Below are 18,732 nucleotides of genomic sequence, written 5' to 3' on the forward strand. Positions count from 1 at the left end.
GGGACCCTTCTCGCTTCGGCCGCGGTCGGCGACCGCCGACCGCGGCCACGCTCGGGCGGATTTTGTCACCAACTGGCGGGTAGAACGGAACCCGCAACTACTCGTAGCAATCTGTCGGAAAGAGACCGAAAACCACGACCGACGAGGAACGCGAAAACCGAAGCGCCGTCAGCGAATTACGTCGAGACCGTTGCTCTTCTCGACTTCGTTCTGCCCCCCGTCGCTCTTCGTGCCCCACGAGTCCGACGACTGGCTGGTCGTTTGTCTGCTACCGCCGGAGTCGCCCAGACCGTCGATTCCCTCGATGTTCTGGCTGGCGTCGAAGTCCTGTGCGTCCACGTCGCGCATCTGCTGGCGGGACTTGTTGGCCTGCTTTTGGGTACTCGGACCGAGGACCTGCGCGCTCTGGACGCCGGTCATGATGGCCATGACTCGGACCTTGCCCTTGTAGTTGTCCTGAATGCGCGCGCCCCAGATGACGTTCGCGCTGGCTTCGAGTCGCTCGGTGATGTTGGAGGCGATGGATTCGGCCTCCTTGAGCGTGAGGTCCGGGCCACCCGTGATGTGGACCAGTCCGCCCGACGCGCCCCTGTAATCCACGTCGAGTAGCGGGTGGTTCATCGCGTCGCGGACGACTTCCTCGGTCTTGTTTTTGTCCTGAGTCTCGCCGACGAGCATCACCGCGACGCCGCCCTGATTCATGATGGAGGTCATGTCGGCGTAGTCGAGGTTGATGAGGCTCGGTTGGGTAATCGTCTCCGAGATGCCCTTGACCGTCTCGGCGATGATCTGGTCCATCACCGAGAACGCCTTGCCGATGGGCAGGTTCGGGACGTAGTCGAGCAGTCGGTTGTTGTCCAGCACGATGATGGAGTCCGCTTCGTTGCGGAGCTTTTCGAGACCTTCCTCGGCTTTCACCGTGCGCGCGCGCTCGACGTTGAACGGCGTCGAGACCATCCCGACGACGATTGCGCCCTGCTCTTTGGCAATTTTCGAGACGACGGGTGCCGCGCCCGTCCCGGTTCCACCGCCCATACCCGCAGTGACGAACACGAGGTCAGCGTCACCCAGTACCTCCTTGATGGTCCCCTGAGCCATCTCGGTGGCGCGCTCGCCCATCGAGGGGTCGCCGCCAGCGCCGAGACCGTTGGTCAGGCTCTTGCCGACCAGAATCTTCGTGTCGGCCTCGATCATTTTGAGATGCTGTTTGTCGGTGTTGATAGCCACGGTGTCGGCACCTTCGACGCCGATATTGTAGAGTCGGTTGACGGTGTTGTTACCGGCACCGCCACAGCCGACGATGACGATTCGGGGGTCGCCGAACTCGTCGCCGTCTACCGAGGCGTCCATCTCGCGACTCTCCTCTTCGGCGTTCTCCAACGCGTCCTGAACGATATCCTGCATTGTCTACACCTTGGCCCACGAGCGCTTGTTGGTCGTCTGCTCGCTCGTTCCGTCCTCGTGTTCGTTCAACATGTCTCGAACGGCAGCCCGAATCGCTTCGCTCCGATTCGGGAACTCCCCGGTCTCGACCATCTGTTCGACCTCCTCGATCTGTTGTTTCGGAATCCGAAGTGTCACACGCTCCATATTGGTAGTCCCCTTTGTAGAGTAAGACGGCACGCGGTTTCTTTCGTCTCCTGTCTTACGCCTCGTAACCGGTTAACACGGGCTTGAGACCCGTTTTCCGGTTTTGTGTAAGACGACCGTCTTACGCGGGCATACCCACATAGTGAGCAGTTAAATAGTTAACGGCCGTCGTAAAACGTCGTCTTACGACCTGTCGAGAACGTCGGCCGCGGGCGTTCGGCGGCCGCAACCGGGGCAGAACCCCCAGTCGGAGCGCAGTTCATCGCCGCACTCGCAGAACGCCCGCTGGGACGCTTTCTCCCCGCAGTTGGGACAGTAAACGTGGTCGCTCGACAGCGTCTCGCCGCACTGCCCGCAGGCGGTTTCGCGCTCGTCGGGACGGTGGTCGATGCGACCTTCGGACTGTTCACGGCGGTCGGCGTCGGTGTCTGACGACGTGTCAGACACATGCCGTCCTTCGTCCGAGTCGTCTCGCGCGGGCGCGTCGCGTTCGAGCGCCACGTTGACGTTTACGTCCTGTGCGCGCTCGGCACGGTCGCGCTTTCGGGTCTCCCACGCGTCGAGTCGTTCCGCTACGAGTTCGTCCACGCGCTCGGCGAGGACGGCGTCGAGGCTGGCCGCGCTCCCGGCGTCTCGACGCGACTCGTCGCGGTCGGGCCGCCGGTCGTTTGCGTCGAGGTACTCCCGAAGCGCCTCGCGCATGATTTCGCTCTTGGAGGCGTCGCGGGTCTCGATGCGTTCGACCAGTTCCTCGTCCGCGCGAAAGGTAATCTTGCTCATAGGCCGGTTCGTCTCCCACTATCAGAGTCAGTATATTTTAACCTTCGGACACGGGAGACGGGCGCTGTTCGGTGAGGAGAGTGGTTGGGTGGGAATCGCTGGCCGGTGGCACGCTGTCTCCGAATAATAACTCTTAAGTCTTGCAGGGCACCTACGTAAAATTGCGTGCCCGCCCTTAGCTCAGACTGGTAGAGCAGTCGACTGTAGATCGACTTGCCCCCCGTTCAAATCGGGGAGGGCGGATTCTCTTACCTGTCGAACCAGAGCCGAGAAGAGCCGCGCCATCGTGCGATTCCATCTCGACGTGTTTGGGTTGAACAGGTCATCAAACTCGGGTTACCGCCGTCGTGCGTTCGCGTATAGCCGAACGTATCGGGGAATGTAGAAACTTTCGGCCCGAAGTCCCTTACTGCTGTTAGTCGGTCGCACAAGACTTGAGTGATGTGTTTCTTTTTAAGAACGCGTGAAAATAGGTCTATAGAAGCAGGCCACCCCGACTCTGGAAATATCTCAGATATGCGTCCAGCCATATGCGAGTAGGGTGGTTCGAGTATCCAGAATCGACCAGTTGCTCTATATGCCAAAACCCTGTGGAAGTCACCTGATTGTCAGACCATTATATGAGGGGCGATGATGATACAATCAGAAACGCAGAGAGTCACGTATTGAGCGAACAACAGGCGAGATAACACAGGTGGTGGGTGAAGATGACCACACCTGCTATCGCGAAGTCCGACGGAGGGACTTGACCAGATAACCCCGGTCCCTCGGCAATCGGGTGCCTCGTAGAGATTCACGGCTGGACTGAGGGGGTGAGCGAACACATCGGAAAATCAACCAACAACCGAACCGAGTATCGCGCCCTCATCCAAGGGTTGGAACTCGCCTCTGAGAAGGGATGTACCGAGGTTGAGGCGAGAGGTGACTCCGAGGTAATCGTGAAGCAAGTCCGTGGTGAGTATGGGGTGAATGGACCAGCACTCCGTCCATTGCGTGACCGCGTGCAGGAGTTGGCTGACGAGTTCAAGCAATTCGAGATACAGCACATTCCACGAGAGGAAAACTGGGAAACCGACGACTTGGTGGATCAAGCCTTCTCCGACTGACGAGGTCAGACTTTGCAAAGTGCGCTATCTGGGAATATCTCTGTGGAGGCTCTCACAACGGAAAGGGAGGCAAGAACGGGAAGCACTCAGATAAACCAACCCAAAAGGATGAATATACACGTCATCAGAATGTGCTAAGATACTAACAAAGTATATAGGGTTGCCAATATGCCAAAAATGGCCGCGATAAGTGCAATCAAATCTTTTAAATCAATGTCTTCTTCTTTTATTTTAAGTTTTATATCTGAATCTGAATATAGTACCATTCTAAGTACAATCGTGGTAGTGATAAAGAGTAGTAACAAACCAATTCCAAAATCTGTCCGGTCTGCTGGAGGAGGTGTCGGGGTTACTGGAGGAGGTGTCGGGGTTTCTGGAGAAGGGGACGTAGAGGTTGATTGGAATGTAAGAGATATCCCATCAATTTGTCGTGACTGATTTTTAAGGCCAGCAGGCCAATAAGTAATATCCCCAGTGATAGTGAACTTTCCTGGTTGGGACCGAGAAACATCCGCCGAGATTGATTGAACCTCTTCTGGTTCTACATTGAACGAAGTTTGTATTAATCCGGACCCTCCACTTCCCCAGCCTGAAATTCCAGTACCGGATGGTACAGAGAGAGTTACAACAACTCGAATCGGACATTCTATGTTTGCAGGGGCTTGGAATTCTCCACTAATTCGTCCTTGCTCCTCGGTTGTAATTTGTGTTTCTGCTGCGTATAGTCGGGCTTGTGACAATTGGGGTACAACCGACTGTGAACAACCTTCTACCGCCCCATTCTGGTACTTTGAGTCAGTCTTTGTAGCAATAGCACCTACAGATTGAGTTGGAATTATTATAAGTGCTATAAATATCGCCAATAGCAAAGCCCTTCTACGAACCACCATTGTTGGATGTTAGTTACTTACGGCTTTAACAATTGTGGAAAAAGATGAAATCTATCTGCGAAACAGTATTCTGCGTACAAATCGGTCGTGTTAAGTTTAGCATGAATTGTGCCAGACAGCGAAGGCTTGCAACCACGATTCCGCGGTTTCTCGCTTGGCGTTGCGGAATGCATTCGAAAATGCAGACGTTCGCCGTTTTACCTCGTGGAACACACGATCGACACGATTCCGATTTCCGTGGCGAACATACTGAAATCGGAGTCCGAGCCGGGTCAGTGCAGTCTGGAGATGTTGCGCCCCATCGACTAGAAACGTGGCGTGCTCAACCTGCTGTTTCTCGCGGAAGTCTCTCAGAAACAGCAGAGTGAGTTGGGTTGTTAGCGTCTGAAACAGCCGAGAATGAAGGAATTCGTTCGTCACAGGATTGACCGCGGCGTACAGCCAACACCATTCACCATTGACCCGAATCACCGTCTCGTCCACCGCGATCTGATTCGGAACCGTGTCGCTGGTCGGCTGTAGATCGGCTTTCTGCACCCAATTATGAATAGTTGAGCGACAGCGTTCGACACCGAACTGGTCGAGAACAGAAACAGTCTCCGAAAGTGATAATCCGGCCGCGTGAAGATGGATACTGAGCTTCATCAGCGGCTCCGGTGTCGCTTCTCTCCACAAAATCTAATTCGATCCAGTCGCTACATTCGTTGAGGCGGTTAAATTCGGGCATAGAGCACCACGAATCACAACCGCCTCATCCTTCAGCCTTATCTGAACACTACCCGGCGGCATCAACCGAGTCGTCCGGGGCGTCCTCGGCATCTGGCTGGTCGCCGTCGCCATCAGCGCGTTTCTCGACGACAAGCGCGTGACGGCGGCGACGGCCGCCATCGCGGGCGCGGGACTGCTTCGCAACGCCCAAGCCCAACACTGCGGCGGCAACGTGCTGTTAGGTATCGACACGACGACCGACTAATCGGCGGAGTGAGCGGCGACCCCTCCGAATCGCCGCTTCGACTGCTCAGAACTCCGCGACTATCTGGGGCACACAGCCAACATCGCGCTTGTAGTAGTCGCTGTGAGCGCTCACGACGCTCGACACGTCGTGGTCGGTGTAGTTCGCCACCGGCGTCCCGTCGAGTCCTTCCTCGCCGACCGCGGTGTCGAACTCGCGGGTCTGGTAGATGTTGCCGAGGACGCCGTCGTTGGTGCTGTAGTAGTTGTGCAACTCCATCGTTCCGTCGCGGACGGCGTCGGCGTACGCGCCGCTCTGCGCTACCGACTGGTCGTCGATGGCTCCGCCGACGAGCGAGACCGAGGTCACGGCGTCCGACGCGCCGAAGTCCGCCAGTAGCGAGACCAGCGTCTCGGCGGAGACCCGCGCGCCGAGCGAGTGGCCGATGAGACGAATGTCTCGTCCGGTGTCGGCGTTCCAGTCGGTGACGAAGTTCGCCAACTTCTCGCCGTTCTTCTCGGCGATGGTCTTGGCGTCGGACCAGCCGCCGTCCCAACTGCTACCCTTGTCTGCGTCCCAACTGAACGCCGCCACGTCGTTCGCGTAGCCGTTCCCTTCGAGCGCCAGTTGGCACTCGTAGGCCGCGTCGAGCGCGCCCTGTTCGCTGACGTCCCACCCGTGGACGAACAGCGTCAGCGGCGCGTCGCCGAGCGCCGACCAGTCGCCGTTCCGGTCGTAGCTATCGGTCGTCTCGCCGCTGACGAGATTCGCGCTGTTGTCGAAGTGGTCGCGCGTCGAGATTCGGGGGTAGTCGCTCGGCGCTGTCGCGGCCGTCGTCGGCGAGTCGGCGACGGCGGTCCCGCCGACCGCGCTCAGTCCCGCCGCGCCGACCGCGGCCGTCGTCGTCGCTTTCAGAAATCCGCGTCGGCTGGTTCCGGTAGTCGTTCCGTCGAGGTCTCGTTTGCCACTTGTATTTTGCATGCATTCAGTAATTATTTTAATATACAATAATAGTTCTATATTATGGCGGAGTTCCGGCGCTCCTCGCGGGGAACGACCTCGTTGATGTCGCGCTCACGCCAGTCCGAAACTCTCGCTCTCGGGGCGGCCCAGAACGTCCATCACGGTCTCGTAGAGGTCCCGGACGTGCGGGCGGGCGCGCTCGCTCCGGTTGCGGTCGCCGACCCAGCGGTATCGAATCGTACCCTCGGCGTCCACGAAGAAGCAGGCCGGGCGCGCCCGGCGAGCGACCCCGAACGCCCGATAGGTCACGCCGTAGTCGTCGGCTATCGAGAGGTCGCGGTCCGAGCAGAACGGATAGCTCACGTCGAGGTAGTCGGCGAACTCGCGGTTGGTTCGCGGTCGGGCACGATTCACACCGACGACGCGCAGTCGCTCGTCGGCCCTGAACCAGTCGTACTCGCCGAGCGCGTGTCGCTCGGCGAGCGATCCCAAATCGAAATCCGTCGGTTGGAACACCAGCAACACCGCGCCGTCGGACAGCAGCGACGACAGCGACACCTCAGACACCGACCCCTCGGGAGTCGCTAGCGGCGCGTTGAACGCCGGGGCCTGCGAACCGACGGCCGGACCGCCACAGTTGACCATCGTCCGTAATATAATCCCGCACGGATTTAAAATTTTGTTAGATAAACGGCTCTAGCGTTTCAACCCATTTACTAGGCCGGAATAGTAACAATGGTTCGTGATTTCCCCACTCGTCGCCGATGCGCTGGTTGTCGTGACGCTGGTCGGGTTCTACGGCGGTCTCGCGCGGGACCTCGGTGCGACCGCCGAGTTCCTCGATCCGCGTCTCGGTCTCGGGTTGTCGCTCGGAACCTACGTCGCGGGCGGCGTCGCCACACTGCTGGCGCTGGCGACGGTCGCAGTCGAGACCTCAACGGCGTCGCCCGCGGCCGAGGTGATTGCGACCGTAGTCGCGCTCTCGCTGCTGTTCGCCGCGGCGTTCGGCGTCTGCTTCCGGGTGGGAACCGCCGTTTACGCGATTCTGCTTCGAGTTGGATTCCGCCTGCCGCGGAGGTGAGGTTCGGGGAACGTCGCTCCGACATCCTGCCGACAGGTTGCCCCCACGTCAACGTTTAACCTGCCGGGTTGCGTGAGTCGGGGTACATGCCGACGCGAGTACCCGACAGCGAGTTTCAGGACCGACTCGCCGCCGTCCGCGACCGAATCGCCGAGACCGGCGCGGACGCGGGCGTCTGGTTCGGCGCGACGAGCATCGAGTATCTGACCGGTTTCGACCACATCCAGACCGAGCGCCCGGTCGTCCTCGCGGTGACCGACGACAGCGTGGCGGTGACGGTACCCCGCCTCGAAGTCGAGCGCGTCGAGACGAACCCGCGCATCGACGCGGTGTATCACTACTTCGACTACCCCGGCGGGAACCCCATCGAGACCGCGGTCGAGATGCTCTCGGACCTCGGCGCGGAGTCGGTCGGCACCGACGCCGACGGCGCGCCGGGCGTGATGGGCTACGAGGGACCCACACTCTCGGAGTTCGTCGAGGTCGAGAGCCAGAGCTGGGTCGATAGGATGCGGTGGGCCAAATCCGACGCAGAGGTCGAACTCGTCCGCGAGTCCGCGCGGTGGGGCAACCTCGCCCATCGCTACCTCGCGGACTACACCGAGGTCGGCGAACACCCCGCGACCGTGAGCCAGCGCGCCTCGCTGGAGGCCTCGCGGGCGATGCTCGACACGCTCGGCGACGAGTACGTGCCCCGGACGCGCGGCGACGGTCCGGCGATGGCGGGGTTCATCACCGGCGAGCAGACCGCCCTGCCCCACGGCCACACCGCCAACCGGCGCTTGCAGGAGGGCGACGTGCTGGTCACGGGCGCGAGCGCGGACGTGGACGGCTATCACTCGGAGTTGGAGCGCACGATGTTCCTCGGCGACCCGACTGACGAGCAGGCCCACTACTTCGAGGTCATGCTGGAGGCCCAGACTGTCGCCATCGACGCGCTCGGGCCAGGCGTCGAATTGTCCTACGTTGACGAGCAGGTGTGGGACTACTTCGAAGAGCAGGGCGTCGCGGACCTCGCACGTCACCACGTCGGCCACAATATCGGCCTCGGCGGGCACGAACCGCCGTACATCGACCGCGGGTGGACGACCCACTGCGCCGACCAAGAGGGCCGCGAGGACGGCGACGCCGAGATGGAACCGGGCCACATCTACACCATCGAACCGGGCATCTACACCGACACCTACGGTTATCGTCACTCCGACACAATCGCCATCACCGAGGATGGCGTAGACTGGTTGACCTACTTCCCGCGGGACTTGGAGTCGAACACGATTCACGTCGAGTAGGTCGTTCGGCGTTTCGTGACGAATTTTCTGAGGCGACGTGCTTTTCCGGAGTTCTCTTCTGCGTACGCTTTTCGAATTTACGTTCTGGCGCGTGGGGGCGTCTGCGCGAACGGTGCGCGGCGCTCCGCGCCGCGACAAGCGAGCGGTGGAACCGCGAGCAGACGTGAGCGCATGGCTCGTCGGACGCGGGTTGTCCGACGGCGCGACGCCACCGTGCGTCGCGCCCCATTCTTCCACGAACGCAAACTACGTAAGTCGTCTCTCCAAACCAACGCTAATGACCGATTCGACGCGCCGTCGATTCCTCCGGAGCGCGACCGCCGCCAGCGCGACTGCCGCCCTCGCCGGTCTCGCGGGGTGTGCGGGCGTCCTCTCGGACGAGGGACAGACCACGCCGATTGAGTACACGCTCCCCGAGGCCGCCGAGAGCGTCGAGGTGAAGATGGGACCGGACGGCTCGAACCGTAACGACCCCGAAATCGTCCATATCGAGGTCGGCGGCACCGTGACGTGGACCAACGCCTCGCGGAACCACTCGGCGACGGCTTACGCGCCCGAGAACGACTTCCCGCGCCGGATTCCCGAGGACGCCGCGTCGTGGGACACCGGTGTTCTTCTCGACAAGGGCGAATCAGCCTCCCACACCTTCGAGACGCCGGGCGTCTACGACTACTACTGCACGCCCCACGAACCGCTGGGCATGGTCGGCACCGTCGTCGTCGGTGACCCCGACCCGGCCGACCAACCCGGTCTGAAACCGCCCCGCGACGACCGTGCGGGCGGGTCCGCGGCGAAGCTTGAGACGCTGAACGCGAAAGTGCGGTCGGGACTGGAGAAATAGCGTTTCGGGGGTTTTTTGGAGAAGTTCTGTTAGTGGCATTTCGTTTCGGGGACTTCTTGAAGTCGAGAAGGAGCTAGCTTCAGGCTTGAACAAATCAGACCGCCACCCGCACCGCGACGGCCATGTCCTCCCCACCCGACTGCGCTACTCGGCCACAGGCCTGCGGTCCTCATCCACCGGAAGACAACCGGCGTCTTCCGAGCCTGCGCTCACGTCCGTTCGCGCAGACCTCGCGCCCCCACGCGCCGGGATGGAGTTCACCCCTCTCACACCGCCGTGGACGACTCCCCGAACCGCCCGATTCACCACTGCCACGTTCGCCGAGTCCGAGCGATTCAAGTCCATTTGCACTAACACCGACGTAGTGGCAGTATCGTTCGACCTCTTCGGAACTCTCGTGGACGCGGACCGACCGGACGACCCCGCGAGCGCCGTCGCCGCGGAACTCGACGCGCGCGGCGTCACGGTCCCGGACGACTGGGCCGCGGCCTACCGCGAGGTCCACGTCGATGCGCCCGAGGGCGCGGAGGTCCCGCTGATGGCCCACGTCAGCGCCGCCTTGGCGAGCAGAGGCGTCGAGGCACCGAGCAACGCCGCACGCCGGGCGGTCATCTCGGCGTTCGACCCCGATGTGGAGACCCGCGAGGGCGCGGTCGAAGCGGTCCGCGCGGCCAGCGAACGCGGCCCAGTCGCTATCCTCTCGAACTGCGCGGTGCCGCAACTCGCCCGGAAGGCGCTGATTCGCTCGAACCTCGACCGCGAGTCGTTCGACGCCATCGTCACCAGCGTCGCCTGCGGGTGGCGAAAGCCCGACGCCCGTGCGTTCGAGACTTGCGCTGACCAACTCGGCGTTTCCGTCGCCGACCTCGCGCACGTCGGCGACGACCCCCGGACCGACGGCGGTATTGAGGACTGTGGCGGCGAAGCAGTCTTCCTGTCGGACGTTCCGCTCACCGCGTTCCCCGACTGGGTGGAGGGTCGGCGTTGAACCCCGCGGTCCCGATTGCGCTCGCGCTGGTCCTCGACGGGCTGGTCGCGGAACTCCCGCGGCGACTCCACCCCGTCGCGTGGTTCGGGTCGCTGGTCGCTCCGTTCGACCGCGAGTGGTCCCGGCCGCGACTCGCGGGTCTCGGTGTCGCCGTCGCGCTCCCCCTGCTTGCGGCCGCGCTGGTCGCGCTTGGGGTCGAAATTGCCGCTCGCGCCTCCCCCGTCGCTGGCGCGCTCGCGGCCGGACTCGTCGTCTTCGCCACGACCAGTCTCCGGATGCTCACCGGGAAAACCGCCGAGGTCGTCGCCGCGACCGAGACCGACCTGCCGACCGCGCGCGAGCGACTGCGCTGGCTGGCTGGCCGCGACGCCGCGAACCTCTCGGCGGGCGAGGTCCGGAGCGCCGCCGTCGAGAGCGCGGCCGAGAACCTCGCCGACGGCGTGGTGGCCGCCCTGCTCGCGTTCGCGCTGTTCGCCCCGGTCTCGCTCGCCGCCGGGACCGGAGCGGCGGCGTGGGTGAAGGCGGTCAACACCCTGGATTCGATGCTGGGCTACCCCGAGAAGTCCCACGGCACGGCGAGCGCGCGCCTCGACGATTTTGTCATGTGGATTCCCGCACGCGCGAGCGCGGGGTTGCTCGCGCTCGCCGCCGCCCTCCCGACCGCCCGCGCCGCCGCGTCGGGACCCACCTCACTCGCCGCCGCTCGCCGGTGGGCCGACGCCGCGCCCTCGCCTAACTCCGGGTGGCCGATGGCGACCCTCGCGGCGGTCCTCGACGCCCGCCTCGAAAAGCCGGGCGTCTACGTGCTGAACCCCGAGGCCGCGCTCCCCTCGGTCGAAACCTCGCGGGCCGGAATCCGGGTCGTCGGTCTCGCGGGCGTCCTCGCGTTCGTCTTCGCCGGGGCGTTCTCGGGGGGCGCAAGCGCCCTCGCTCCGGAGGTGGTCTCGTGGTTCTGACCGCCGTTCGGGGCGCGCTCGGCTTTCTCACCCGCCTGCCGACCGGCCGGAGCGAAGCGGCGTGGACCGCGTTCAGCGAGACGCCCGCCGCCTTCCCGCTGGCCGGGTGGGTCGCCGGCGCGCTGGCCGTGACGCCGCTTGCGGTTGCGGCGATTTCGCCCCTCCCGGTCCCGACCGCCGCGTTCGGCTACCTGCTCGCGCTCTACGCCGTCACCGGAATCAACCACGCCGACGGGGTGGCAGACCTCGGCGACGCCGCGGTCGTTCACGGCGACCCGGAGGAGCGCCGCGCGGTGCTGAAGGACACCGAGGTCGGCGTCGGAGCGGTGCTTTCGCTCGCGCTCGTCCTCGCGGGACTCGCGCTGGCCGCGCTGGCGCTGGCCGGACTGCCCGCCGTTTCGCCCGCCACCGCCGCGGTCGGCGTGCCCGCCGCGGTCGCCATCGCCGTCGCCGCGGAGGTCGGCGCGAAACTCGGGATGGCCGCGCTGGCCTGCCTCGGCGACCCCGCTTTCGAGGGACTGGGGTCGGCGTTCACCGACAACCGCCCGGCCGCGCTGGTCGCTCCGGCGCTCGTTGCGGTCCCGGTCGCCCTGCTCGGCGTCCCCGCCGTCGCGGCGCTCGGCGGCGCGCTGGCGGGCGCGCTTGGCGTCCTGCGCTGGTCGCGGGCTAACCTCGGCGGAGTCAACGGCGACGCCTTCGGCGCGGCGAACGAACTCGGCCGACTCGCGGGCCTGCATCTGGGGGTGGTCGCGTGGACGCTCTCGTGATGTGCGGCGGCCGGGGCACCCGCCTCGACAGCGACCGCGAGAAACCCCTGTTCGAGGTTGGCGGCCGCTCGATGGTCGCCCGCGTCGCCGACGCGCTCGCCGAGAGCGACATCGAGACCGTCCGCGCGGTCGTCTCGCCGAACGCGCCCGCAACTCGAACATTCGCCGACGAACGCGACGACCTCGCCACCGTCGAGACGCCGGGCGAGGGCTACGTCGCGGACTTACAGGTCGCGCTGGAGGCGGTCGAACCGCCGGTCCTGACCGTCGCGGCCGACCTGCCACTGCTCGACGCAGACGCCGTAAACGAGGTCATCGACGCCTACGGCAGGACGGAAGGCGAACTGTCGATGACCGTCTGCGTTCCGGCCGAACTCAAGCGCGCGCTCGGCGCGAGCCTCGACACCGCCTTCGAGCGCGACGGCCGGGAACTCGCCCCGACCGGTGTCAACGTCGTCGCCGAAACCGACGGAGAAACCATGTACGAAACCTACGACGCACGACTGGCAGTGAACGTGAATCGACTCCCAGATGCCGCCCTCGCGGAGGGTCTGCTATGAGACTGCTTCTGTTCGCCGGAACGACCCGGACCGCCGAAATCGACGGGATAAGCGCCGCTGGCGCGGACCCAGAGGCGATGGTCAAGACGCCGAGCGCCGACGCCGAGATTCTGGAGTACGGCGAACCCGTCCGCCTGCCGGAGATTCCGGTCAGTCCTTCCGGGTGTCCGACGCCCGCGCTCGTGACCCGAGCGGTCCGCGATGTCGCCGACTTCGAGACCGGCGTCGTGGACGCCGGACTCGCCGAACCGAGCGCCGCGCCGACCGTCTCTGTCGGCGCGCGCCCCGGCGAGGACATCCGCGAGGACGACCCCGTGGCGACCGCACCGGGGGCCTACGCCGCCGCCCGGCAGTTCGGCCGCCAGATACCGGACGACGAAGTCATGGTTGCCGAGACGATTCCCGGCGGCACGACGACCGCGCTCGGGGTCATGACCGCGCTCGGCGAGGAACGCGGCGTCTCCTCGTCGCTCCCCGACAACCCCATCGAGCAGAAGCGCGAGGTGGTCGCCGACGCGCTCGCCGCCAGCGGACTGCAACCCGGCGACGCTCGGGGCGACCCCCGTCTGGCGGTCCGGCGCGCGGGCGACCCGGTGCTGGCGAGCGCCGCGGGGTTCGTCGTCGGGGCCGCCCGGACCGGCACCGCGATTACGCTCGCTGGCGGGACCCAGATGCTCGCAGTCGCGGCGCTCGCGCGCCACGCCGACCTCGACGCGCCGCTCTCGCTCGCCACGACGACGTTCGTCGCCGAGGACCCCGCCACGGACCTCCGAGAGGCCGCCGTCGAGTTCGACCTCGACTTGACCGTCACCGACCCCGAGTTCGAGGCCTCGGACCACCCCGCGATGGCTCGGTACGTCGCCGGAGAGGCCAAGGAGGGCGTCGGGATGGGCGGGGCCTTGGCGCTCGCCGAGCGCGAGGGGATTCCGATGGCCCGCGTCCGCGACCGGATTCGGACGCTGTACGACGAACTGGTCGAGGGCGACGCCGCCGACGGCGACTCGGCCCTCGCGGAGCGCGACGATGGACCCCGATAGCGTCCGGGAGGTCGGCCGGGTGCCCCACGGCGGGAGTGACGACCCCGACCTGCTCGACTTCAGCGCGAACACCAACCCGCGGACGCCGCCGGGAACCCGCGAGGTCTACGCCGACGCGCTCGACGCCTCGCGGTCGTATCCGGACGACGACTACCCCGAGTTCCGGGCCGCGGCCGCCGACTTCGCGGATTGTGACCCCGAGGCGGTCGTCCCGACGCCGGGCGGTCTCGCGGCGCTCCGCCTCGCGTTCGCCGTGAGCGTCGCGCCCGGCGACTCCGTGTTGGTCCCCTATCCGAGTTTCGGCGAGTACGCCCGTGAGATTCGCTTGCAGGGCGGCGAACCGGAGTTCGTCGCGCACGACCGACTGCTTGAGACCGACCCGCGAGACCACGCCGCGGCCGTGGTCTGCAATCCGAACAACCCGACCGGCGACGCCTGCGACCCCGACGCGCTCCGCGACTTTGCAACTCGGTGCCGCGAGGCTGACACGCTCCTCGTGGCCGACGAGGCGTTTCTCGGGTTCACCGACCGCGAGTCGCTGGCGGGCACCGATGGATGCGTCGTCGCGCGCTCGCTGACCAAACTCTTCGGCCTGCCGGGTCTCCGCGCCGGGTTCGCCGTCGCGGTCGGCGAGGTCGGCGCGGACCTCGCCACCGCCCGGCGAGCGTGGTCGCTCGGAACCCCGGCGGCCCGCGTCGGCGCGCACTGCCTGCGAGCGGACGAGTTCGTCGCCGAGACCCGCGAGCGCGTCCGCCGGGAGCGCGCCCGGATGGCCGATGCGCTCGGCGAGAACTTCGGCGTTCACCCCTCGAAAGCGCCCTTCCTCCTGTTGGACACCGGCGAGCGCGACCCCGCGGAAATCGTCCGGCGCGCCCGCGAGCGCGGCGTCGCTATTCGGGACGCCACGACGTTCCGGGGTCTCGACTCGCACGTCCGAGTTGCGGTCCGAGCGCCCGAGGAAAACGACCGACTGCTGGAGGTTCTTGACGATGTCTGAGGACTGCGCGTTCGAGACGACCGTCAGCGAGGGCGTCCTCCGGGTCCGCCACGAGGGCGCGCGCTGGCTCTCGACGGGGTGGTCGGGCGGCGAGTGGCGCGCCGACGCCGCCGACAACGTCTCGGTCCCCGAGGGCTTCGACCGCACGGACCTCGACGCCTACCTCGCCGAGCGCCGTCGGGCGGCGGGGTTCGAGGATTCGGGACCCGCGCTCCTCACGGGCGTCGATTTGCGCCACGCTCGCGCCGCCCGACTGGGTTCGGTCTCCGCGGTGGCGACCGCGGGGGTCTCGAACCCCGCCGCGCTCCCGATGGACCCCGCGGCCGAGTCCGCCGACGAGTCGGCGGACTCGGTCGCAGGCGATGAGCGTGCGGATTCGGCGTCGAGAGACGCCGAATCCGGCGACGACTCGACGCTCCCCGAGGTCGGCACGGTCAACGTCGTCGTCGGCACCGAGCGGTCGCTGGCCGACGGCGCGCTGGCGAACCTGCTCGCGGTTGCAGTCGAAGCCAAGACCGCGACCCTGCTCGCAACGACCGGTTTTCCTGGCACGACGAGCGACGCCGCAATCGCGGCCTGCGACCCCGCGGGCGAGGAAGTCGCCTTCTCGGGGAGCGCCACGGAAGTCGGGAGCAGCGCGCGGGCCTGCGTCCGGGAGGCCGTGCGCGCGAGCGTCGAATCGCGGTACGGCGACCGGACGGACGCGACGATTCCCAAATCGGTCGGCGACGCCGACCACGGCGTACGGACGGACCGACGCGCAGCGGTGTTTAACCCATGACTCACGATACAGAATCCACCAACGACGCGGACGACGAACGCACTCCCGAACAGACTCCCACCATCGAACCGGCCGAACCCGAGGAGTTCGGTCTCGTGCAGGTCTGGTGGGGCGACGGCAAGGGCAAGACCACCGCGGCGCTCGGCATGGGCTTTCGGGCGGCGGGCCACGGCTACCGGGTCCACCTGCTCCAGTTCATGAAGGGCGGCGCGGACAGCGTCGAGGACACACGCGGCGAGTACGCGGCTATCGACGCCCTGCCGACGTTCACCTACGAGACGACCGGCGAGTACGGGTGGCACGGCTTCTCGGACGGGAGCGACGACGACGAACACGCCGCCAGGGCGAAGGCCGCGCTGGCCCGCGCCCGCGAGGCCGCCGCCGAGGGCTACGACATGCTGATTCTCGACGAAGTGCTGTACGCCGCCAACCGAAATCTCGTGGACCCCGACGACGTGCGGGAGTTCGTGGAGTCGAAACCCGACGACCTCGAACTCGTCCTGACCGGCGGCCACCGCCGACCCGAGTACGTCACCGACCTCGCGGACCTCGTGACCCACGTCGAGAAGGAATCCCATCCCATCGAGGACGGGCAGGGTGCGCGGAAGGGAACCGAGTTCTGAGCCGCGGCTAATTTCTAGTGTAATAAAATAGAGAAATTTGTGCGCTAGGGACCGAAATTGGAACTCGAAACATGACCGATACAGACGAATCCATTGACGCCGAAAAGTCCTGTTCGCGCCGAACGGCGCTGAAGACCGTCGGTGCCGCCGGTGTGGGTCTCGCCGGGTCCGTCGTTGCGACCGGCGACGCCGCGGCGGCCGGGCCGACCGCCGTCATCGAAGCGGACGCGCTCCCGGCCGAGGAGGGCGAGGAAGTCACGTTCGACGGGAGCGGTTCGACCGGAGACATCGAGAGCTATACGTGGTACTTCCGGAATAACGAAACTCTCGGGGGCGGATACGGCGAGTACGCCAGCGGCCCGAGTTTCGCGGAGACGTGGACGAACAACCCCTACACGGTCAAGTTAGAGGTCACAGACGCCGACGGCAACACCGACACTGCGACCGTGGACTTCTACCCCACGGAGACGGTCACGCCGATAGCCCGCATCGAGGAGGAACCGGCCACCGGCGACCCCGACCTGCGAACGTTCATCGGTCGGTACTCGTCGGCACCTCGCGGGAGCATCGAGAGCTATACGTGGTACTTCCGGAACGACGATGCTGGCAACGATAGTTTCGGTGAGTGGGCCAGCGGACCGACATTCACCCAAGAGTTCGCCAGTAGTTACCAGTACACCGTCAAACTGGAAGTCACCGACTCGCGGGGGCGGACCGACTCCGATACGGTGACGTTCCACAACTGAGCGGGCGCGTTCGCTCGGTCCCGTCGAACGGACACCGCGGCCACGTCGCGGCGTCCGGAGAAACCGAGTGCGAAAGGAGGGCCGAAGCAGTCGGGGAGGGGGTCGAAGTCGCAGGAGAACGCGGAGGGCCGAAGCGAGAGCAGGCGGCGCGCGGAGCGTCCGCCCTCGTTACTCCTCCCGGCCGACGGCACGCCAGTCTCGCGTCGAGCGTGGCGTCGAACCCCATCGAACCCTGAAACCGCGAACACCGTATACAAACGTCCAGAGTTGCTGGTCTCGCAAGCGCGGAAAAGATTTATACATTCGCGTAAATTTCCGCACGACCAACTTTTTAACACATCGGGCGCAACCACGACTCGATGGTCGAGGCGTTCGCGGTTGCGAGCGGGAAAGGCGGAACCGGCAAGACCACGACGACGGTGGCGCTCGGGATGGCGCTGGCCGAGGAGTACGACGTGACCGTCGTGGACGCCGACACCGGGATGGCCAACCTTCTCTTTCACACCGGCCTGACCGACGCCGACACGACGCTTCACGACCTGCTGGTCGCGGACGCCGACGCCGCCGTCTCCGACGCGGTGTACGACCGGTTCGGCATGTCGGTGGTCCCCTGCGGGACGAGTCTCGCGGCGTTCGAGGACGCCGACCCCGACCGACTCCGCTCGGTGGTCGCCGAACTCGCCGCCGACACCGACGTTCTCCTGCTGGACTCGCCCGCGGCGCTCGGATCCAAGAGCGCGGTCCTGCCGGTCGTCCTCGCGGACCGCGCGGTCGTCGTCCTCCAACCGACGATTCCGGCGCTCAGCGACGGTCTCAAAGTTCAGGAGTACGCCCACTCCTACGGCACTGGAACCGCGGGCGTCGTCTTCAACAAGGTCCACGACCCCGAGGAGGCCGCGGGCGTTGCCGAGAAGACCGAACGCTACTTCGAGGGACCGACGCTGGCGAGCGTGCCCGATTCGGACGCCGCGCGCGCGGCCCGGCGCGAGGGCGTCCCCCTGCTCGCTCACGCGCCCGACAGCGAGGCGGCCCGCGCCTACCGCGAGGCGGCCGCGAATCTGGACGTGCGAGCGGGCGAATCGGACGCCGTGGCCGACCGCTTCCGGAGCGCCGTGATTCCCGACTCGCCATGACCTCCGGGAACTCCCTCGCGTCCGACCCGCCCGATTCCCTCGCGCTCTCGGACCTGCCCGACGGCACCCTCGTCCGCTCGCGGGTCGAGTCCGACCCGACCGCGCCGCTCTCGGCGGCGCTCGACGGCGAGGTGACGGGCTACGCCGTCTTCGAACCGCAGGACGCGCTCCTGCTGGACGCCGACGGCGCGGGCGTGGTGGCGTTCGAGGACGGGGTGCCCCGCTTCGCGTACCACACCGGCACGGGCCGGGGCGGTCCGGCAGCGCTGGCCGACCTCGTGGTTCCGGGACCGTACGACGTGGCGCTCCGAGAGACCGACGCCAAGGTGCTTCGGGAGTTCGCGGCGGTCGAACGGGCGGACCTCCGCGTCTCGCCCGGCGTCGTCGCCGACCGACTCGCTGGCAATTCGGACCTCGCCGAGCGCGTGCGGGCGGCCGCGCCGCCGGAGGGCCACTCCAGCGGCGCGGCCGCTGAGACCCCCGACGAGCAGTCGGCGAGCGACGACGCCTCGGCCGTCGAGGCGTTCTTGGACGACGAGGAGAAAATCGCCGCGATTCGGGACCGTGCCCGCGAGGAAGCCAAAGAACGCGCCGAGGAGTGGGGCTTGGACGGCGAGTTGCAGTAACGACTTGTTGCCACGACCAGTGGCGT

General features: G+C 65.7%; 22 protein-coding genes, 1 tRNA gene and 1 pseudogene. 17 read left to right on the forward strand and 7 right to left on the reverse strand.

Going from position 1 to position 18,732, the window contains the following annotated elements; all coding sequences use genetic code 11:
- Positions 1-168 precede the first annotated feature (168 nt).
- The 3 genes from ftsZ to EP007_RS09760 all read right to left on the reverse strand — a co-directional run bounded on the left by ftsZ (position 169) and on the right by EP007_RS09760 (position 2,370).
- Entirely contained in the window at positions 169-1,404 is a 1,236-nt protein-coding gene (ftsZ, locus tag EP007_RS09750; RefSeq protein ID WP_128477474.1) for a cell division protein FtsZ, read from the reverse strand.
- 3 nt (positions 1,405-1,407) lie between these two features.
- Entirely contained in the window at positions 1,408-1,590 is a 183-nt protein-coding gene (locus EP007_RS09755) for a ribbon-helix-helix domain-containing protein (RefSeq protein WP_128477475.1), read from the reverse strand.
- Between the two features lie 183 nt (positions 1,591-1,773).
- Positions 1,774-2,370 carry a ribbon-helix-helix protein, CopG family gene (locus tag EP007_RS09760; protein WP_128477476.1) on the reverse strand — a complete coding sequence of 199 codons (597 nt, stop codon included), beginning with the start codon at positions 2,368-2,370 and terminating at the stop codon, positions 1,774-1,776.
- A gap of 169 nt (positions 2,371-2,539) precedes the next feature.
- Here EP007_RS09760 and EP007_RS09765 point away from each other — a divergent pair.
- Together EP007_RS09765 and EP007_RS09770 are read left to right on the forward strand one after the other, a co-directional pair.
- Positions 2,540-2,613: transfer RNA gene (locus EP007_RS09765), tRNA-Tyr, on the forward strand.
- A 569-nt stretch (positions 2,614-3,182) separates the two neighbouring features.
- Entirely contained in the window at positions 3,183-3,476 is a 294-nt protein-coding gene (locus tag EP007_RS09770; RefSeq protein ID WP_166035522.1) for a ribonuclease HI family protein, read from the forward strand.
- Between the two features lie 134 nt (positions 3,477-3,610).
- Here the strand turns inward: EP007_RS09770 and EP007_RS09775 are convergent, their stop codons facing one another.
- On the reverse strand, positions 3,611-4,366 hold the full coding sequence (locus EP007_RS09775) for a hypothetical protein (protein WP_128477478.1): 756 nt from the start codon (positions 4,364-4,366) through the stop codon (positions 3,611-3,613).
- 96 nt (positions 4,367-4,462) lie between these two features.
- Positions 4,463-5,093, reverse strand: a pseudogene (locus EP007_RS09780) (IS6 family transposase).
- 60 nt (positions 5,094-5,153) lie between these two features.
- Between EP007_RS09780 and EP007_RS09785 the strand changes: the two are divergent.
- Positions 5,154-5,339, forward strand: coding sequence for a DUF2892 domain-containing protein (locus tag EP007_RS09785; protein ID WP_128477480.1), 186 nt, complete (start codon positions 5,154-5,156; stop codon positions 5,337-5,339).
- 45 nt (positions 5,340-5,384) lie between these two features.
- Here the strand turns inward: EP007_RS09785 and EP007_RS09790 are convergent, their stop codons facing one another.
- Positions 5,385-6,299, reverse strand: a complete 915-nt coding sequence (locus tag EP007_RS09790) for a DUF726 domain-containing protein (protein WP_128477481.1) — start codon at positions 6,297-6,299, stop codon at positions 5,385-5,387.
- 93 nt (positions 6,300-6,392) lie between these two features.
- A complete protein-coding gene (locus EP007_RS09795; RefSeq protein ID WP_128477482.1) occupies positions 6,393-6,926 on the reverse strand; it encodes a peroxiredoxin family protein in 534 nt (177 codons plus the stop codon).
- 97 nt (positions 6,927-7,023) lie between these two features.
- On the opposite strand from EP007_RS09795, the gene EP007_RS09800 reads away from it, so the two are divergent.
- The 14 genes from EP007_RS09800 (at position 7,024) to EP007_RS09865 (ending at position 18,706) form a co-directional block, all read left to right on the forward strand.
- Entirely contained in the window at positions 7,024-7,362 is a 339-nt protein-coding gene (locus tag EP007_RS09800; RefSeq protein ID WP_128477483.1) for a hypothetical protein, read from the forward strand.
- Positions 7,363-7,448: 86 nt separating this feature from the next.
- On the forward strand, positions 7,449-8,651 hold the full coding sequence (locus EP007_RS09805; protein WP_128477484.1) for a M24 family metallopeptidase: 1,203 nt from the start codon (positions 7,449-7,451) through the stop codon (positions 8,649-8,651).
- A 277-nt stretch (positions 8,652-8,928) separates the two neighbouring features.
- Entirely contained in the window at positions 8,929-9,492 is a 564-nt protein-coding gene (locus tag EP007_RS09810; protein ID WP_128477485.1) for a plastocyanin/azurin family copper-binding protein, read from the forward strand.
- Positions 9,493-9,856: 364 nt separating this feature from the next.
- Positions 9,857-10,480 (forward strand): HAD family hydrolase, encoded by a 624-nt coding sequence (locus tag EP007_RS09815; RefSeq protein ID WP_128477486.1) that lies wholly within the window; start codon positions 9,857-9,859, stop codon positions 10,478-10,480.
- Positions 10,477-11,436, forward strand: coding sequence for an adenosylcobinamide-phosphate synthase CbiB (gene cbiB, locus EP007_RS09820; protein ID WP_128477487.1), 960 nt, complete (start codon positions 10,477-10,479; stop codon positions 11,434-11,436). Before EP007_RS09815 ends, cbiB begins: the two co-directional genes overlap by 4 nt.
- Complete coding sequence (gene cobS, locus EP007_RS09825) at positions 11,427-12,203, forward strand: adenosylcobinamide-GDP ribazoletransferase (protein ID WP_128477488.1); 777 nt, start codon at positions 11,427-11,429, stop codon at positions 12,201-12,203. Before cbiB ends, cobS begins: the two co-directional genes overlap by 10 nt.
- Positions 12,203-12,763, forward strand: coding sequence for an NTP transferase domain-containing protein (locus EP007_RS09830; protein WP_128478556.1), 561 nt, complete (start codon positions 12,203-12,205; stop codon positions 12,761-12,763). Before cobS ends, EP007_RS09830 begins: the two co-directional genes overlap by 1 nt.
- On the forward strand, positions 12,760-13,800 hold the full coding sequence (locus tag EP007_RS09835; protein ID WP_128477489.1) for a nicotinate-nucleotide--dimethylbenzimidazole phosphoribosyltransferase: 1,041 nt from the start codon (positions 12,760-12,762) through the stop codon (positions 13,798-13,800). Before EP007_RS09830 ends, EP007_RS09835 begins: the two co-directional genes overlap by 4 nt.
- Positions 13,787-14,797 (forward strand): threonine-phosphate decarboxylase CobD, encoded by a 1,011-nt coding sequence (gene cobD, locus EP007_RS09840; RefSeq protein WP_128477490.1) that lies wholly within the window; start codon positions 13,787-13,789, stop codon positions 14,795-14,797. The genes EP007_RS09835 and cobD overlap by 14 nt, the downstream gene beginning before the upstream one ends.
- Positions 14,790-15,578, forward strand: a complete 789-nt coding sequence (locus EP007_RS09845; RefSeq protein ID WP_128477491.1) for an adenosylcobinamide amidohydrolase — start codon at positions 14,790-14,792, stop codon at positions 15,576-15,578. The genes cobD and EP007_RS09845 overlap by 8 nt, the downstream gene beginning before the upstream one ends.
- On the forward strand, positions 15,575-16,201 hold the full coding sequence (locus EP007_RS09850) for a cob(I)yrinic acid a,c-diamide adenosyltransferase (protein ID WP_128477492.1): 627 nt from the start codon (positions 15,575-15,577) through the stop codon (positions 16,199-16,201). Before EP007_RS09845 ends, EP007_RS09850 begins: the two co-directional genes overlap by 4 nt.
- 71 nt (positions 16,202-16,272) lie before the next feature.
- Positions 16,273-16,947 carry a PKD domain-containing protein gene (locus EP007_RS09855; RefSeq protein ID WP_128477493.1) on the forward strand — a complete coding sequence of 225 codons (675 nt, stop codon included), beginning with the start codon at positions 16,273-16,275 and terminating at the stop codon, positions 16,945-16,947.
- 359 nt (positions 16,948-17,306) lie between these two features.
- On the forward strand, positions 17,307-18,080 hold the full coding sequence (locus EP007_RS09860) for a nucleotide-binding protein (RefSeq protein ID WP_128477494.1): 774 nt from the start codon (positions 17,307-17,309) through the stop codon (positions 18,078-18,080).
- Positions 18,077-18,706, forward strand: a complete 630-nt coding sequence (locus tag EP007_RS09865; RefSeq protein ID WP_128477495.1) for a hypothetical protein — start codon at positions 18,077-18,079, stop codon at positions 18,704-18,706. The genes EP007_RS09860 and EP007_RS09865 overlap by 4 nt, the downstream gene beginning before the upstream one ends.
- Positions 18,707-18,732 lie beyond the last annotated feature (26 nt).

The organism is Halorussus pelagicus, from assembly GCF_004087835.1.
Lineage (GTDB): Archaea > Halobacteriota > Halobacteria > Halobacteriales > Haladaptataceae > Halorussus > Halorussus pelagicus.

Bases quoted from the DNA above. Each gene is read 5' to 3' on its own strand.
- ftsZ (WP_128477474.1), bottom strand. From the start codon at position 1,404: ATGCAGGATATCGTTCAGGACGCGTTGGAGAACGCCGAAGAGGAGAGT.
- EP007_RS09755 (WP_128477475.1), bottom strand. From the start codon at position 1,590: ATGGAGCGTGTGACACTTCGGATTCCGAAACAACAGATCGAGGAGGTC.
- EP007_RS09760 (WP_128477476.1), bottom strand. From the start codon at position 2,370: ATGAGCAAGATTACCTTTCGCGCGGACGAGGAACTGGTCGAACGCATC.
- EP007_RS09775 (WP_128477478.1), bottom strand. From the start codon at position 4,366: ATGGTGGTTCGTAGAAGGGCTTTGCTATTGGCGATATTTATAGCACTT.
- EP007_RS09790 (WP_128477481.1), bottom strand. From the start codon at position 6,299: ATGCAAAATACAAGTGGCAAACGAGACCTCGACGGAACGACTACCGGA.
- EP007_RS09795 (WP_128477482.1), bottom strand. From the start codon at position 6,926: ATGGTCAACTGTGGCGGTCCGGCCGTCGGTTCGCAGGCCCCGGCGTTC.
- EP007_RS09805 (WP_128477484.1), top strand. From the start codon at position 7,449: ATGCCGACGCGAGTACCCGACAGCGAGTTTCAGGACCGACTCGCCGCC.
- EP007_RS09810 (WP_128477485.1), top strand. From the start codon at position 8,929: ATGACCGATTCGACGCGCCGTCGATTCCTCCGGAGCGCGACCGCCGCC.
- EP007_RS09830 (WP_128478556.1), top strand. From the start codon at position 12,203: ATGTGCGGCGGCCGGGGCACCCGCCTCGACAGCGACCGCGAGAAACCC.
- EP007_RS09835 (WP_128477489.1), top strand. From the start codon at position 12,760: ATGAGACTGCTTCTGTTCGCCGGAACGACCCGGACCGCCGAAATCGAC.
- cobD (WP_128477490.1), top strand. From the start codon at position 13,787: ATGGACCCCGATAGCGTCCGGGAGGTCGGCCGGGTGCCCCACGGCGGG.
- EP007_RS09845 (WP_128477491.1), top strand. From the start codon at position 14,790: ATGTCTGAGGACTGCGCGTTCGAGACGACCGTCAGCGAGGGCGTCCTC.
- EP007_RS09850 (WP_128477492.1), top strand. From the start codon at position 15,575: ATGACTCACGATACAGAATCCACCAACGACGCGGACGACGAACGCACT.
- EP007_RS09855 (WP_128477493.1), top strand. From the start codon at position 16,273: ATGACCGATACAGACGAATCCATTGACGCCGAAAAGTCCTGTTCGCGC.
- EP007_RS09860 (WP_128477494.1), top strand. From the start codon at position 17,307: ATGGTCGAGGCGTTCGCGGTTGCGAGCGGGAAAGGCGGAACCGGCAAG.
- EP007_RS09865 (WP_128477495.1), top strand. From the start codon at position 18,077: ATGACCTCCGGGAACTCCCTCGCGTCCGACCCGCCCGATTCCCTCGCG.